Source organism: Microcystis sp. M015S2, from assembly GCF_020245945.1.
In the GTDB taxonomy this organism is placed as follows: domain Bacteria; phylum Cyanobacteriota; class Cyanobacteriia; order Cyanobacteriales; family Microcystaceae; genus Microcystis.
Genome location: NZ_JADBTX010000086.1, coordinates 14170 through 29521, shown reverse-complemented (window position 1 = coordinate 29521; position 15352 = coordinate 14170). Strand labels below are relative to the sequence as shown.

Here is a 15352-nt window from a genome sequence, read left to right as displayed (position 1 = left end):
AGAGACGATTCTCGTTTATAAGTTACCACTTCTCAATCGTCGGGAGATAGAAACTATGTTTAGTTTAGATGAATTAAAACAAACTCAGTATTTTCAAGATGTGCGCGAGGAAGCGCGTCAGGAAGGTCGTCAGGAAGGTCGTCAGGAAGGTCGCGAGGAAGGCAGACTAAACAAAGCATTAGAGGCGGTCCCCCGTTTGTTAGCCTTAGGGTTAAGTGTTGAGCAAGTCGCATCCGCCTTAGAGTTAGAGGTTAAACAGGTTAGAGCTATACAAAAAGGGAGATAATCTTCTTCTGTCCTCATGTCTAGGAGGTCCTGTTAATCCTATCGTCGGGAGATAGAAACTATGTTTAGTTTAGATGAATTAAAACAAACTCAGTATTTTCAAGATGTGCGCGAGGAAGCGCGTCAGGAAGGTCGCGAGGAAGGCATTGAGCAAGGCAGACTAAACAAAGCATTAGAGGCGGTCCCCCGTTTGTTAGCCTTAGGGTTAAGTGTTGAGCAAGTCGCATCCGCCTTAGAATTAGAGGTTAAACAGGTTAGAGCTATACAAAAAGGGAGATAACACTATACCGCCCCCCTAACCAAAAAAGAAGGCTTTTAAACCTTCCTTACAGCAGAATTGGTCATTTATTGCCGTTTGCGAGCCAATACACCCAGAGAACCCACCGCTAATAAACCTAAAACGGTGCCTGGTTCCGGGGTTGTCTGTGTCTGGGTGCCTTGAATGGTCCAGTTAGCAGCAACGATATTACCTTCTACATTGGTCAAATCGACACTATTGGAGAAACTATTAGTAGCGTAAACGGGATTGACCCCAAACACGCCCCATGCGTTAGGTGTTTGTGTAGAATTGGTTGAGACGACATTGACATTAGAGATATCGAACCAATCAGAAGGAACAGCCGTTAATGTTCCTGAGGCATTGGTGACAAAGCTTCCTATACTATTAGTCAACCCATTACCCCCATTAGGATTAAAGGTAGTAACGTGGGCCCCATTACCAAAATTGAAGGTGACACTCACAATGTTACTCGCGGTCCATGTTTGGTTTAACAGGGAAGTTCCCCCATTGTCAAGCTGATAGGTGATAAGCGCAGTATTACCGGCAGTAACGTTATCGACAGTAGCACTGGAAACAGTACCCGTATAGGTAGCGGTAAAAATGGCGGCATGGGCGGGAATGGCACTGAAAACGGCACAAGTCACCGCAGGAAGGCAAAGGGCTTTTAGCAGTTGATTAGTCATTTTTGATTAATTGACAAGTTAATTTCATGGCTAATACTGGGGAAAAATTGCTATTTATACCCCATAAATCATTGCTTAATAGTAATAAGCATCATAATTCTACCCCCCCCCCGAATTTGTCAAGTATTCGCCGTTTTTTATTGATGAACACGGAAAAAAGCCCATCAGGGAGAGAGTGGAAGGGTTAGAAATTAACCAGTCCGTTGATCCAGTCTAAGAGCAAGCGCGGATGAAGAAATAAATGGCCATCAGTAGCAGAAAAATATAAAAAGTAATCAGCACCAATCGATCCGGTAATTTCGGTAAAAAACGAGTGGTTACTTGTACACCTAGGGAACCACCGATACCTAAAATAATCCCTTCTAGATAAAGAATATGACCAGCTTGGGCATGAGCGAAACAGGCGGCGATCGAATTGAGTAAAACCACACCTAAACTGGTGACAATGGCGATTTTGATCTTTTCTGCCAAAAAAATCATTTGTAGTGGCACCATGATCGCCCCACCGCCAATTCCGAAAATACCGGCTAGAAATCCAGCGATTCCTCCGGTTAGCAGACAGGCTAGATTAGGATGCAATCTAAGGGCAGAAACTGGCTCTTTTTGGCTTAAATTTTGCTTGAGATTGGTTAAATAGATATTGAGTAGTAAAAAACAACCAAAAGCCGCTTCTAGGAGGTGTTTGGGGCTAGATTTGACCAGATAGACTCCGATAAATGCCGTAAAAATCCCGGGTAAACCTAAGAGGAGAACTCGCTGCCATTTGAGGGAACCTAATCGCCAATTTTGGATCGTACCCCCTAGGGAAGTGAAAACGATCGCTAAACTGCTGGTAGCCACCGATTCTCCGTAACTGTAGCCTAAATTTAACAGGATCGCCACGGAGATAGTGCCACCCCCAATACCAAATAAACCCGCTAATAAGCCCGAAAAAACGCCCGTTATCAGTAAAATCAAGTAATTGTTTGCCATTATCTTCGGTTCATGGCCTTGAAGGGTCTGAATAGTCGTGCAAAATTAATTTCCTAGTCGAGACAGGAGACAGGAGACGGGAGACAGTATTCAGGAGATTATTTTTATTTATTCTCCCCACTCCCAACTCTGGCACTCCCCACTCCCAATTCATAATTTATAATTCATCATTCATCATTACCCCAAGAAAAACCCCACGGTTATAGAAACCTCGGCGGAAAAGTCTCTATAACTGGGTTTTTCTAGGAATATTAGGAAAGGAGATTGCCGCGACTACCGTTAGGAAGAATAGTCTCTTCGAGGGAAGCAGAAAGGAGATTATTTTCGGTTAAAATCGCCCCGATTAAGTTAGCTTGTTTGAGATTAGCTCGTTTAAGATTGCTTCCCACTAAATAACTCAAGAGTAATCCCGCTTGGTGTAGATTAGCACCGGAAAGGTTAGCGGAGGCTAAATTAGCACCGAGCAGATTACAACCGGTTAAGTTAGCCTGGCGAAAATTGGCTTTATTAGCGTCAGTTTTGCTTAAATCGGCTCCGGTTAAGTTAGCTCCCTCAAAATCACTACAATTGAGGTTAGCTCCCGTCAGATTAGCACCTTCGAGGTTAGCACAACGTAAATCCGCCCCGCGTAAATCCGCCCCGCGTAAATCGGCATAGCTGAGGTCGGCGTATTGAAGCTGGCAGTTTTCCAGATTAGCTTGATAGAGATAGGCTCGAATTAGGTTAGCCTCTTTTAAGTTAGCATGGCTAAGATTAGCAGAGCTAAGAATAGCACGAGTGAGAATAGCCCGTTTTAGGTTAGCTTTCCCCGCCATGGCATGGGTTAAAGTGGCTGAGGTGAGATTAGCGGCTTCCAGATTTGCTTTGAACAGTTGAGCAAAAAGTAAGCTACTGTGAATTAAACAGGCAGAACTTAAATCAGCCTTTTTGAGGACAGTATTACTCAAAATTGCGCCGCTTAGGTTACTTTGGCGCAAATTTGCCCCAGAAAGATCGGCTTTAGTTAGGTTAGCATCGATAAGACAAGCTTTGCTTAAATTAACTTCTTCCAGGGAAGCGTCCTTGAAATTAGCGTTAATTAAACAAGCTTCGGCTAAATTGGCTCGTTTTAAGTAACTATGACTTAGGTTAATCTGGTTTAAACACTGTCTCTTTAAATTGACTCCGCTAAGTCTGACTTCGGCAAAGTTGCGTTCACCTCGATTATACAGTTCGATTAGATGTTCACGATCGGTTAAGGCATTACTACTCATAAAATAACTAAATTGTTCTGGAAGGTGATTTCCAGAGAATGGGTTGGGGAAAATTACTGAACAGGGAGCGACTGGGAATTTTTGCGAATAAATAGAAATTTTCAACCAATTACGGGCTTAAAATCCCTATTGGCAATCACTAAAACGGGTAAATAACTACAAGAATCGGGGTTCAATACCAAAAACAACCTCTACCTAAACCTGCCACTTGTTGCCAGCCAGGTCTAGGCATTAAATTAGAGAAGTCTTGTGCGTCAGTTTTTCTGACTGAATCTACTGCCTCGCCGATGTCTTGACTCGGTATCATACAGTTGAATTTGTTAGGTCTGCTTAGTCAGTCCGGTAGCCAACAGGCTAAAACTCTTAATCACCAGATTTCGGGGACTTTCCAGTTGAGCAATCATAAAACTTCGTCAAAGTCAATCCCTCTTAGGGATGAACTGCCCGATCCTATTCCCTGAAGCCTTGGTTTAATGAGTCTATCAGGTTGTGGTCTGTTTTGGCAAGAGGGGTTAATGGCTTTTTCATCAATTCGCCAAAAGGCTTGATTTTCCCTAGGGGATAATTGTATAGACTGGTCATCTCAATATTGTCTGAGACTGGGGGCAGATTGAGGAGATAAATATCGGTCAATTGATTTTTTAAAGATGGGATTAGAGCTGCTGTGGAAGTCAACTAAATTGTTGATGGTAAACGGAAAAGGTCGAATTATAGTAATCATAGCAATTATCGTCGATTGGGTTGACCCAAGGAAACCCAACAAAAAGATTCAGACGGATTTATATTTTGGCTGTTGGGTTTCGCTTTTCCTGAGAATTGAGAGGTTTTCTTTAACCTATTTATTCGCTCAAACCAAGCTAGGGACTGCACCTAGTTTTTTACACACAATTCCTGATGGTTTAAAATAGCTTCTGATACCTCAATGAGTAGAAAAGCGATCGCATCTTGATGATCCGCGTCGGTTAAAATGGTTTCGAGGGTGCTAGGGGTGGGAATTTCGTCCCCATCTGCCAACATGAAGGAAATATGACCTTTTAAGGCTTCAGTTGCCATTTTTTTCGCTTCTTCTATGGTTTCTCCTGCACTAATACAACCCGGAAAGTCATAAAATTGTACCCCATAATCACTATGGTTATCTTTATGAACGGTGGCTAAATAAGTAATCATTGATTTCTCCTTTATCGTAATTTAATACCGGCTTGTTTTTCGATACTGATTAGGGTTTTAAGGGGAATATCCTTTTTAGGGTGAGGAACAGTCACTTTCCCTTTTTTATGGGGATGTTTAAAATGATGATGACTTCCTGTTGTACCTACTTGATACCATCCCTCATCCTTCAGTTTTTTGATAATTTCTCGACTTTCCATAATTGATGATTTCTATTTTACCCCCCTAATTGTTGTAAAATCTGCATCACTTGTTCATAAGCAGCCATATTATCCTGTTGGCGGAATAATATAGCTGCTTGTTGTAGATCAATTTTGGCTTTTTTGGTTTGTTTTAATTCGGCATATAAAAGACCACGATTGGCGTAAGCCTCAGCAAAATTAGGATTAATTTCAATAGCTTTGTTGTAGTCAGCTAAAGCTAATTCGTATTTCTGCTGGTTAGAGTAAAGATTCCCTCGATTGTTGTACGCCTCAGCAAAATTAGGATTAATTTTAATAGCTTTGCTGTAGTCAGCTAAAGCTAATTCGTATTTCTGCAAGTTTTTGTAAAGAATCCCCCGATTGTAGTAAGCCTCAGCATAATTAGGATTAATGTCAATAGCTTTGCTGTAGTCAGAGAGGGCTAAATCGTATTTCTGCAAGTCATAGTAAAGACTCCCCCGATTGGTGTAAGCCTCAGCTAAATTAGGATTAATTTCAATAGCTTTGCTGTAGTCAGAGAGGGCTAAATCGTATTTCTGCAAGTCTTCGTAAAGAACCCCCCGATTGAGGTAAGCACCAGCATAATTAGGATTAATTTCAATGGCTTTGTTGTAGTCAGAGAGGGCTAAATCGTATTTCTGCTGGTTATAGTAAAGATTCCCCCGATTGTAGTAAGCCCCAGCGAAATTACGATTAAGTTCAATAGCTTTGTTCCAGTCAGCTAAAGCTAATTCGTATTTTTTTTGGTCAGAGTAAAGAATCCCCCGATTGCTGTAAGCCTCAGCATAATTAGGATTAATTTCAATAGCTTTGTTCCAGTCAGCTAAAGCTAATTCGTATTTTTGTTGGTTATAGTAAAGAATACCACGATTGTAATACCAAGCAGCACGGGGAGCGAGATGAATTGCCTGATTAATCGCCGCTAATCCCTCATCATAGCGTTTTAATCGACTTAATACTCCCCATTTCTCGTTATAGGAATTGGGGTTATTGGGAAACAGAGAAATCGCCTGATTAATCACCGTTAAGGCTTGCTCATAATTTTCTAAATAGCGATAAACAACACTTTGCTGTTGTAAAATACTACTGTGAAACTCCTTTAAATCTTCCCCTTTAGGTAAGGTATTAATCGCTTGTTGCAAAGCTTCTATAGCTGGTTGAGCTTTACCTAAAGCACCTAACGCAAATCCCTTCCCATACCAGGCTAAATAGACATTATCGGGGTCATTTTGCTTAATCGCTTCATCAAAGGCTTTAATTGCTTCCTCATACCTTTCTAACCGCCATAATTGTCCTCCCCTTTCTATCCAAATATCCGCCTTCGCAGTGGTATTAGGAACAATAATACCAGCAATCGCTTGACTAATTTCTTGTTTTTGTTGCGGACTAACTTGGGGTTGAGCAGTGGTTAATAATTGCGGTTTTACCTTCAATCTTTCTTGCAATCCGATAAAAGTGCTAATGGGAATCCCTAAACTATACCCTAACTGAATTTTCCCTCCCTCTGCTCCTTCTGAACGTCCATGAATCCCTATTACTCTCCCCTGAGAGTCTAATACTGCACCGCCACTCATGCCCCCAAATGTGATGCTGGTATAAACTAATTCATAGCCCCCGGTTAAAGAAGCAACACTTTGTAATGTTCCACTTTGTTGAGTGCTTAAGTCACTTTGGCGGGTTTGTATTAATCCCCGTTCTTTATCGTTAATTATACCGCCACTAAACAACCATTTCGAGGGATTGTTGCCAATTTTGGGGAAGCCTGCGGCAAAAACAAAATCATTAGTATTTGGGTTATAGTTGGCTATTTCCGCAACGGGATAATTGTCCTGGCTTTCAAACTGAAAAACTGCTAAATCTACCCCTTCCTGCTGGATGATGGTGCTTTTCTCGATGTTTCGAGTTTTGCCGTCCCTGGTGACAACGGTGTAGGTGACATTGGCACAGGTTTTCTCCTCGGCTACTTTCTCACAGAGGACGTGATCGGCGGTTAGGACGGTGTAGGTTTTTCCCTGCTGGGCGATAATGACACCGCTACCGTTTGCACCGCTCGTACTATCGATCCGGACGGTGAAACCCTTCGCTTTCGCTTCTAATTCGGCGATATAACCAGTATAGGCGGTGGTTTCTATATCGGGGTTCACCTGCGGTAGGGGTAGGTTATAGGCGCTGAGGATTTCGGGCCGGATGTAGGTTAAGAGGGTATTAAGGGAAATGCCCCAGTTAACCGCTCTCATCTGTTGAATTTCTTCTCCAGTGGGTTTTGTACCGTCTTCGTAGATGTAGTTAGAGAGAATCGGATGGGCCGATCGCCCGTTAATGCCGATTAACTCCCCCTCGACAAAAATGCCGCCGCCGCTCATTCCCTGCACGATCTCCCCACTATAACCGACGCTGTAGCCCTCCCGGAGGGGTCGATCGCTCACCTGTTCAAGGGTTCCCTTTGTCGTCCGATACTGTCCCGTTTCGGCAACATATCCCGCAGCCACCACTTCTAAACCGATCTCGTCTTGATTGGGGATAAACTCCGCGATGGCGGCGATCGCATAATTCCTGGTATCGCTAAACTCTAGCAGGGCGAGATCTTGATTCTCCGATAGGGAACCGGGGACAATGCGGGCCGCACGGCTCTGGCCGTCGTAGGTTTGTACCTGTAGGGTTTTTGCGCTGCGGGTAACGTGGGCGTTGGTTAGGACAAGGTAATTATCACCTTTTTTGGCGATAATCGTCCCCGATCCCCGATTTATCTCGCTAGTGATCCGAACGGTGACTCGTTGTAGGATTTGCTCCTCGGTAAGCTCCCGATCGCCCTGTGCCGTCAGAATGCGATCATTAGAAATATTTCTGGCAGCCGGGGTGACAAGGGTTAATCCGGGTTGAGGCAGTAGGGAGAAAAGAAGGATGAGGGCGATCGAAGGTTTGATCATGGCTGTTACCTAGCTATTTTAAATAGTAGAAAACGGGTTTCTCCGAGAAACCCGTTTTCTGTGCGTTACTCAACGGATTTAGTATAAGAACGAAGAAAAAAGAAGATACCGGAGGTGGTGAGAAGTGCGATCGCTGGGGGGAGAATCGGAACCCAGAGACCGAAATAACTAAAGAGAAGCCAACCGATGCCGGTGAGGGAAATCATAGCGATCGCTACTGTCAAAAGTACCGTTTTTACCCGAAGAAAACGCCACGTTAATAACCCCCCCACTAGGGACCACCCCAACACCCAGAAAGTCTCCTGTAGGGGATTCCAGAAAGCGATCGAGGCTCGTTTTCCCGTCATTGTATCGAGAATTTGACTGACTGCGTGCGCGTGCAGATAAACCCCCGGAATTGCTTCCGATGGGTTGCGACTAAAGGGGGTTAAAAAATCATCGATCCCCGGTTCTGTTACTCCAATTAGAACAATTTTTTCCCGGACTGATTCGGAATTAAAACGCGGATCTAAAACCTGTCGGAGAGATTTTTTCGGAGCAATTTTGATGATTGCATCGATGCCATTATCGGCGATTCGACGGTAAGCGAGCATAACTTGACGGCCGGATCGGGTATCGGATTGACTGGTTCTGTAGGGGCCGCGGTTGGATTGTAGCCAGTCACCGAGATGAGTATCCCCGATATTAATTTCTAGAATTCCCCGCTCCAGTTTATTGCAGTCAAAATCTTGATTCTGGGATTCTAGATATCGTTTGGCAATTAGGAGACTAAAACTAGGAGCATAATCTTTAAAATTACAGGACATTGAGTCAACTTTGGCCAAAGAATCCGGGGGAAGACAGGGAGAGGTGCGATCGAGTTTTGCCTGATATAAAAAACGACGAATTCGGGGAACTCCGGCAATGGTTTCGTCTGGGACTATGTTACTAAAACCACTCTGATTTTTTGGCAGTTCCGGGGGTGGGGGAAATCCGTCCGGTTGCGGGTAATTATTAAACTTACAAATCGAGATAAAATTAGGAGTATTTTGTAATTGTTTGGCTAGGGGTGGATAATCTTGACTGGCAGCGATGGGACGGAGGATATCTAAGGCGATAATTTGCGGTTCGTAGGGCAGTAATTTATTTAAAAGCTGCGATAATGCTTCTCCTGCGAGGGAACGTTTTTGATCGCTTCCTGGTATTGTTGGTCTTTTCATCCCCATGCGATCTTGATATTCCCAATCTTGGCGATCAATGGTAATAATTAATAATCTGTCATCGGGTTTATCTTTGGGTTTTAGTTGCATCAGACGATCATAAATATTTAATTCTAAGGGTTCTAAAATTCCTGTTTCTCTTATTGCCAAGACTGTCATCGCTACGGCTAAACCTAAACCGAAAGTTAGAGCGAATCGTCGCCAATTTTTAGGGGGTTTACTGAAACTATGCCAAGTGGGGGGTTCTTCGGTGGGATTGGGGCAAACTACGGGCAGCCAACTGGCACAGGGATAGTCTTTTTCCCAATCATCGTGGAGATTTTTTTGGGCTTCATGTACGGCGCTATAGAGAGATTTATTATTGGTAAAAGCGGTTAAAAAGTATTGCAGAAATTTGGGAGAAACAGGATCGGGTAATTTCTCGCGCATAAAGATTAGATGGGGTAATGCCATCCCTTTTTCCCGTGATAGTTGTTGTGCCAAACCGATACCATCACAGGAGTTAAATATCGCTAATTTTAACCCGTTTTTAGTGGCTTCTCCCAGGGAAAAGCTGAAATCAGCTATCTTTAATTTATGAGTTTCTGTTAGTTGAATTTCGCAATCTTGACCATCTTCTGTACTGGCACTATGACCGCTAAAAAAGAGTATATTCCAAGTTTCTTGACGCAATAACTGATTTAATTTTTGCGGGTGTGGGGCTTTTTCCCAGATAATTTCGGCTCCTGCTTTTCCCGCAATATCGTCTAAAGTTTTGCGATCTTCTTCGAGAAATCTTAAGTCGGTGGCATAGCCTAAAATGGCTAAAATCCGAATTTTTTCATGATTTCTTAATTGTCTGGCTAAGGTATCGTATTCTGAGACAATAATGGCTATATCTGCGCCAGTATTTTGGAGGATTTCCCATTTTTCCCAGGGGAATCTTTGCAGCCAAATATTATCGGTTTGTAACCAGATACGAAAGTTATTGCCAGAGCGCAGAATTGCGGTTTTAATCGGTTCAAATTCTGGGCTATTATTCAACCATTTGTTTAAGTTATCCTCAAATAATTTGGCTTTTTCTTGGCAGTTTTTAAAGACTAAACTCTGCTGAGAACTATTGGTAATTTGTTGGGGATTGCTATCTTTTAAGACTTTAAAAAATCCCTCTAATTCACTATAGTGACGTTGCCATTGACGGTAAAGAGTTAATAACTCTAAATTAGCTGGTAGCCTTGCTTTGATCACAGTTTGGGGACGAGAATTAAGATCGGGACGAATTTCTAATTTTACTTTAAATCCCCGATCAAATGTGCCATCTAGTTCGAGAGTTAAGAGTTTAATCATTAAGTTTTTCCTCGCTTATACTTGTAAATATTCGGTGACTCTTGCCGATTCTAAAGCCACTTCAATAAAGAATTTATCCCCCAATTCAGCATCAAATCGATAACGAATAAATTCATCGTTATCTGTGGCAATTACTTCTCGAAAAACCTGACCAGTTTCGGTGAGAATAGTTAATTTTAAATGGGGGGGTAAAGTGCTTGTTTCTCCGGTGGGGTAAACAGTCGCTTGCAGGCTAAATACTTCTTCAGTTTTAGCGATAGTAATCATCAAAGCGAGGGGATTTCCCAGTAATTCTACTCCTAAATCTTTGATGCGTTTAATTTCTGTATTTTTGAAAGCTGGAACCAGTGACAGTGAGCTAAAATCGAGGATACTTTGCCAATCAATGGGGAAATTATCGGCAAACCAATTGGTTAACTTGACGGGGGATTTTTGCCGACGGGTAATTAAAATTTTTCTCCAGTTACTATTGACGATAACTGCTGCCCATTCTTGAAAAGCAATAGCTTTTCTGGGAAAGATTAACTGAGGATTAGCTAAGATGTCTAGTAAGGTTGTCAATCTATCTAAAGATAGTTTTTCTGACCTCTTTTCCCGTTCAATCTTAACTGGTTGTAATTGACACTCTCCCCATAAATCCAAAGAATCTGATCCTGATTGCAGTTGATTTCTCGGTAGAGAGTAGTTAAGATTACGCTTAATATATTGTCCTTTTTCCTTAATATCTTTATGGGTAGTAGAACCCCAAATTCTCAGATAACTTTCGGCAGTGTTTACCTGTACCGCTAAATAATAATCACCAATTAATTGAGGAATATCTACCCATTCTTGAGGAATTTCGATCGCTTCTAGATCCAGAGTTTCGCTGGCAATAACTATTACTGACTTTTCGCCTAATTTAACGGTAAAACCATTAACTCCTAGTTGCCAGAAATCCTCTTGATTTTCTACTAAGCTAACCCCAGGCATCCCTGACTGTAGATAGTTAAAAATAACTTGTTGACAGAGATAATTAACATAAAATCTCTGACGAATACTGGCATCAGTAAAACTGGCACTTTTTGCCCAACTTATCTCTTGAATATCTGCGGGTATTTCTAGCCAAATGCTATCAGGAGTTAGTTCTAACCAATCATTAACCATAATTAATCCTCCTGAGTTGTTGCGCTGGTTTGATAGTAGTATGTTAGCCATGGTTCTATTGCTTTACTAATAACTTCTCTATCGTGGGACTGGGAAGGAATATGCAGGTTTTCGCTGGCCCAGGGTAAAAACTTTTTAGCGAGGTGACGATAAACTTTATCCAGTTCCCTAGAAACCTGATATTGTTTGATAACCACCGTGGTAATTTCTGTAATCTTAGCGGCAATTGCCACTTGTCCCAACCCCAACCCATAAGTCATCTCTAGAATTAACTGAATTTGCGGATGCAGTTTTGCCTGTTGCGGCTGCTGACAAATCTGTTGAATTTCTGCCCCTAACCAAGCTAGAATTTTTTGGTGGTTTTGTTGCGACTCGCGAAAATTTTCCGCCGCTTCTAACTGCTGCCAAGGGGTATCATGGAGAGTATCTTCGATCATTTCCTCCCTCGTGCTACTTTCCCCATCCCCGAAAGGTTGCTGTAAGGAAATTGTTTTTCCTTGGGGAAATAAATAATCAGAAATAGCTTTTCCCGCATCCTCTAACCATCGGTTAATTGTTGCAGAATTGATTTTGATGGTAGAGTGGCTATCCGAGTTATAAGCAGCGGCGATTTTTTGCCAGATTTCTGGACTAGGTTCCTGAATTTTACCATCGGTTTTGATTTTTGCCTGGGCATAAATTTCTTTATAGTAATCCCAAGCTAAAAGGTAATTTTCGAGAGTTTCCCCCACTAATCCCCTCGCCTGGAGAGCTTGGCTGAGACCCGCTCCGGTAGAATTAAGTAGTAGGCTCCAAGTATTATGGCCGAATGCTTGACTAATCTGACGGATGCGATCAATTAAGCGATATTTAATCCTCTGATTGGCAAAATTATCGAAGCGGGTGGAGAATAAAGGCTTAAAGTCAGCTAAGATAGCCTCAAAACCAAGAATTCCTTCGTTAAAGTAGTCTTCGATCTGATAATCTAGTTTAGCTTGATATTTTTGATAGATTTCGGCAGCAGCCCAGTAGCAAGGTTCCTGCAAATAAGCGTATAAATGCCCACGAAAAAGATGATTTTGGGAACCGGGATTCTGATACTGTTGCTGAAAGAATAGGGCCAAATACTCCTCTGAATCGACATTAGGATCGATTTGGCCATAGCTTTCCATGTTACGACGCAAACGCCGATCGCAATTCCATTCTGTCCTATTTTGTCGCAAAACTAAAAAGCAACAAAACTTCTCCAGCAAAGTCTCTCGTTTTTTCATCTAGCTAGTCCCCGTGGAGGTCAACTAAACTCTCTATCGTTCCACTTCGAGATTTTATGCAGTATTATAGCAGTTATCTTAATGGTGAGGTACAAATTTTTCGTTTTGAGGAGTCGAGAGTCTGGGGAGTCAGGAGTGAGGAGACGATTGTGCAAACGTTTGTATTAATTTAAGAGTCACTGATAATTAGGGTTTGCTGAAAAAGTTTGTTGGTGGGGTTAGGAGTCATACTAAATCCGGTTATTAAAGAATGATTATTTATTCTCCCTTTTGCCTATTGCAAGAGTGCATGAGTGCCTGTCCTGATATGTGGCATAAAGGGATTGGGGGGAGATTCGGCTAATCTAAAAATAAGCGATTTAAATACGTCTTAGCTTACAATTATTATTAACTTCGATCAAACAGGGAGTTTCCCAAGTCAATCCACCCAGTAAGGTTACTTAAGAATTTGGGTTACAAGTTGGGGGTAAAACGGGGATATCTTTAGTGACAAAAGGTTCAGCACAAGCTAATATTAAAGTTGCTATTGAATGGGAATTTAACCAAGATAAGGTAGGTTAGTATGCAAGTTCAAATCGAAAAACGGTATTATACACCTGAAGAATATTGTCAGTTAGAAGAAACAGCAGAATACAAAAATGAATATCTGGATGGAGAAATTATTCCTATGACGGGAGCAACAACCAATCATAATCTAATTGCTGGTAATTTTTATAAAAATTTTCCGACTAAGATTAACAATGAAGATTATTGGGCTTTTATGAGTGATGTACGGTTATGGATGCCAATATATCGCTTTTATACTTATCCTGATGTAATGGTGATTAAAGGCAAACCATTATATGAAGGAAAAGGCACAAATACTGTAACTAATGCGTTAATCATTGTCGAGGTTTTATCAAAATCAACCAGAGATTATGATCGCACTGATAAGTTTAAGTTTTATCGCTCAATTCCTGACTTTAAGGAATATATTTTGATTGATCAATACCGTTATTATGTGGAGCAATTTTATCAACAAAATAATGGAGAATGGTTGTTTAAAGCATCTGAATCAGAGAATGATGTTTTAAGGTTTTATTCTGTGGATTTTCAAATCTCATTGCTGGATATTTATCAACGAATTGATTTTAATTTAAGTGAAGAATAAGGATTAAATCCCATCTCAATTATCTACCAAAATCATTTGATATTGCGATTCTCAAGATCAAGAAGGAAACCCAACAAAAAAATAAGAGGATGGGAATAGCGATCGCCATTTTCAAATCCTATTATCGTCGGTTGGGTTGAAGGACTGATTCCTGTTAAATTAGGATATCAAATGTTTGATTATTTAGCCAACGATAAACAGTAAAATCTCGCCTATCTGTGGTTAATATTCTGTTCTCCTTAATTGTTTCAGCTAACACTACTAAAGAAGCATCGGCTAAGTCCATTGGCAAACTCAAATATTTTACATTAATTCTAGCATTCGTTCTAAATGAATATTTTCTAGATGAAAAACTTTAATACTCCCTTGAGTTAATTGACCTATAAATTTAAATTGAGCATCATTTCCGCATCTTTCCCAAAGAAGATAACTTGTTTCTATAATAACTGGATAAGTGCTAATTAATGACTCTTTTAACGTGGTAAGTTTTTGTTTGGCTTGGGCATGAAAATTATCGTTTTTATTTCCCAAAGCAACAAAAAAACCTGTGTCAGCAATAATCATAATTATTTAACATCTTTTCTAGATAAAATACCCTGAGCGATTTCTGCTGCTTTTTCTGCTAAATCTGGTTCACCAGAAAAACAACCAATAAAATCACTATTTCTGAGATCTGCTAAAGTATCTTCATTCTCAAAATTATCTTTTGATGAAATATCCAGAGGAGTTTTTATTTTTAGAAAAGAAGTAATCTGATTTAACAAATTATCTATTAACGTTAACTCTTCTGTGTTTAACAGATCAAGTTTTTTGTTTATTTTTTGCTTGATTTCGATATTATCCATGATAATTTTTCCTTAATTACTCAATTAGAAAACTGGGTATAGCAGCATCTATTAGAGGAATAGCGATCGCCTTTTTTAAAATCCTACAGTAATCATTTTTCCATAGCTCCTTTGCTTCCTTGTAGCCTTGTTTGATTGGCACTGTGAATTTATCTGTCACCAGTAAGACTTTTGATAATCTTTTTAGCCAATCGCTCATTAATTTCTCGATGTCTGGGAATTGGTTCTGTTTTTCCAGTATCTGGATTATGGTAAATATCATGTTTCCCTCCACGTCTAATCAAGTAGCAGCCAGCTTGCTCCAATTGTGCAATTAAATCATGTCTTTTCATGCGAATTCAAACTCTGCAACTCTCTTGATTCCGGGGATTTCTTCCGTAGTAAATGTTCTGTAGAGATCGATCAGGTTTTCGATTAATTCTTCTAAGTCAACACCTTGGGTCCAATGATCGGGAAATTCATTCAAATAGCCCAAGAACATCCCATCTGATTCTTTCCAATATGTATATGGAATTCTCATGGTGAAATCCTCATTCTGCGTTGCTAACGATATTAAGTTGACCCCTATTATAACGGAATTGCTCTCAAGCCACGATCAGCTTTATTATCAGGGTTGGCAGCGAGATTGCCGCCTTAGACTTCGTTAATGCAGCCGACAAAATTTGCGAT

Annotated in this window: 13 protein-coding genes and 4 pseudogenes; 4 read left to right on the top strand and 13 right to left on the bottom strand. The window is 40.9% G+C overall.

What is annotated here, in order from left to right; all coding sequences use genetic code 11:
• Together IM473_RS15420 and IM473_RS15415 are read left to right on the top strand one after the other, a co-directional pair.
• Positions 1 to 286 (top strand): annotated as a pseudogene (locus IM473_RS15420) (Rpn family recombination-promoting nuclease/putative transposase); the annotation flags it as partial.
• 42 nt (positions 287 to 328) lie between these two features.
• Positions 329 to 565: pseudogene (locus IM473_RS15415) on the top strand (Rpn family recombination-promoting nuclease/putative transposase); the annotation flags it as partial.
• 65 nt (positions 566 to 630) lie between these two features.
• On the opposite strand, the gene IM473_RS15410 reads toward IM473_RS15415, so the two are convergent.
• The 9 genes from IM473_RS15410 to IM473_RS15370 all read right to left on the bottom strand — a co-directional run bounded on the left by IM473_RS15410 (position 631) and on the right by IM473_RS15370 (position 12688).
• Positions 631 to 1248 (bottom strand): PEP-CTERM sorting domain-containing protein, encoded by a 618-nt coding sequence (locus IM473_RS15410; protein ID WP_287658454.1) that lies wholly within the window; start codon positions 1246 to 1248, stop codon positions 631 to 633.
• Positions 1249 to 1461: 213 nt separating this feature from the next.
• Entirely contained in the window at positions 1462 to 2220 is a 759-nt protein-coding gene (locus IM473_RS15405; RefSeq protein ID WP_287658452.1) for a sulfite exporter TauE/SafE family protein, read from the bottom strand.
• A gap of 251 nt (positions 2221 to 2471) precedes the next feature.
• Complete coding sequence (locus IM473_RS15400; protein WP_004163769.1) at positions 2472 to 3473, bottom strand: pentapeptide repeat-containing protein; 1002 nt, start codon at positions 3471 to 3473, stop codon at positions 2472 to 2474.
• A gap of 870 nt (positions 3474 to 4343) precedes the next feature.
• Positions 4344 to 4640, bottom strand: a complete 297-nt coding sequence (locus IM473_RS15395) for a type II toxin-antitoxin system HicB family antitoxin (protein ID WP_002763050.1) — start codon at positions 4638 to 4640, stop codon at positions 4344 to 4346.
• Positions 4641 to 4651: 11 nt separating this feature from the next.
• Positions 4652 to 4840, bottom strand: a complete 189-nt coding sequence (locus tag IM473_RS15390) for a type II toxin-antitoxin system HicA family toxin (RefSeq protein WP_002768607.1) — start codon at positions 4838 to 4840, stop codon at positions 4652 to 4654.
• 17 nt (positions 4841 to 4857) lie between these two features.
• Positions 4858 to 7770 (bottom strand): tetratricopeptide repeat-containing S1 family peptidase, encoded by a 2913-nt coding sequence (locus IM473_RS15385; RefSeq protein ID WP_287690519.1) that lies wholly within the window; start codon positions 7768 to 7770, stop codon positions 4858 to 4860.
• A gap of 65 nt (positions 7771 to 7835) precedes the next feature.
• On the bottom strand, positions 7836 to 10295 hold the full coding sequence (locus tag IM473_RS15380; RefSeq protein WP_287658449.1) for a CHASE2 domain-containing protein: 2460 nt from the start codon (positions 10293 to 10295) through the stop codon (positions 7836 to 7838).
• Between the two features lie 15 nt (positions 10296 to 10310).
• Positions 10311 to 11438 carry a DUF1822 family protein gene (locus IM473_RS15375; RefSeq protein ID WP_287658448.1) on the bottom strand — a complete coding sequence of 376 codons (1128 nt, stop codon included), beginning with the start codon at positions 11436 to 11438 and terminating at the stop codon, positions 10311 to 10313.
• Positions 11439 to 11440: 2 nt separating this feature from the next.
• The gene (locus IM473_RS15370; RefSeq protein WP_287658446.1) at positions 11441 to 12688 is read right to left on the bottom strand and encodes a sigma-70 family RNA polymerase sigma factor; all 1248 of its coding nucleotides are present in this window, start codon (positions 12686 to 12688) and stop codon (positions 11441 to 11443) included.
• A 456-nt stretch (positions 12689 to 13144) separates the two neighbouring features.
• On the opposite strand from IM473_RS15370, the pseudogene IM473_RS15365 reads away from it, so the two are divergent.
• Positions 13145 to 13249, top strand: a pseudogene (locus IM473_RS15365) (CU044_2847 family protein); the annotation flags it as partial.
• A 1-nt stretch (position 13250) separates the two neighbouring features.
• Positions 13251 to 13838 carry a Uma2 family endonuclease gene (locus IM473_RS15360; protein WP_287658445.1) on the top strand — a complete coding sequence of 196 codons (588 nt, stop codon included), beginning with the start codon at positions 13251 to 13253 and terminating at the stop codon, positions 13836 to 13838.
• Between the two features lie 154 nt (positions 13839 to 13992).
• Here IM473_RS15360 and IM473_RS15355 read toward each other — a convergent pair.
• From IM473_RS15355 to IM473_RS15340, 4 genes and pseudogenes are all read right to left on the bottom strand, one after another.
• A pseudogene (locus tag IM473_RS15355) lies at positions 13993 to 14402 on the bottom strand (type II toxin-antitoxin system VapC family toxin).
• 2 nt (positions 14403 to 14404) lie between these two features.
• Positions 14405 to 14683: a hypothetical protein gene (locus tag IM473_RS15350; protein WP_287658444.1), complete on the bottom strand. Its 279-nt coding sequence runs from the start codon at positions 14681 to 14683 to the stop codon at positions 14405 to 14407.
• Positions 14684 to 14832: 149 nt separating this feature from the next.
• Positions 14833 to 15015, bottom strand: coding sequence for a type II toxin-antitoxin system HicA family toxin (locus IM473_RS15345; protein WP_012267861.1), 183 nt, complete (start codon positions 15013 to 15015; stop codon positions 14833 to 14835).
• Positions 15012 to 15203, bottom strand: coding sequence for a type II toxin-antitoxin system HicB family antitoxin (locus IM473_RS15340; RefSeq protein ID WP_002800870.1), 192 nt, complete (start codon positions 15201 to 15203; stop codon positions 15012 to 15014). Before IM473_RS15340 ends, IM473_RS15345 begins: the two co-directional genes overlap by 4 nt.
• Positions 15204 to 15352: the final 149 nt, after the last annotated feature.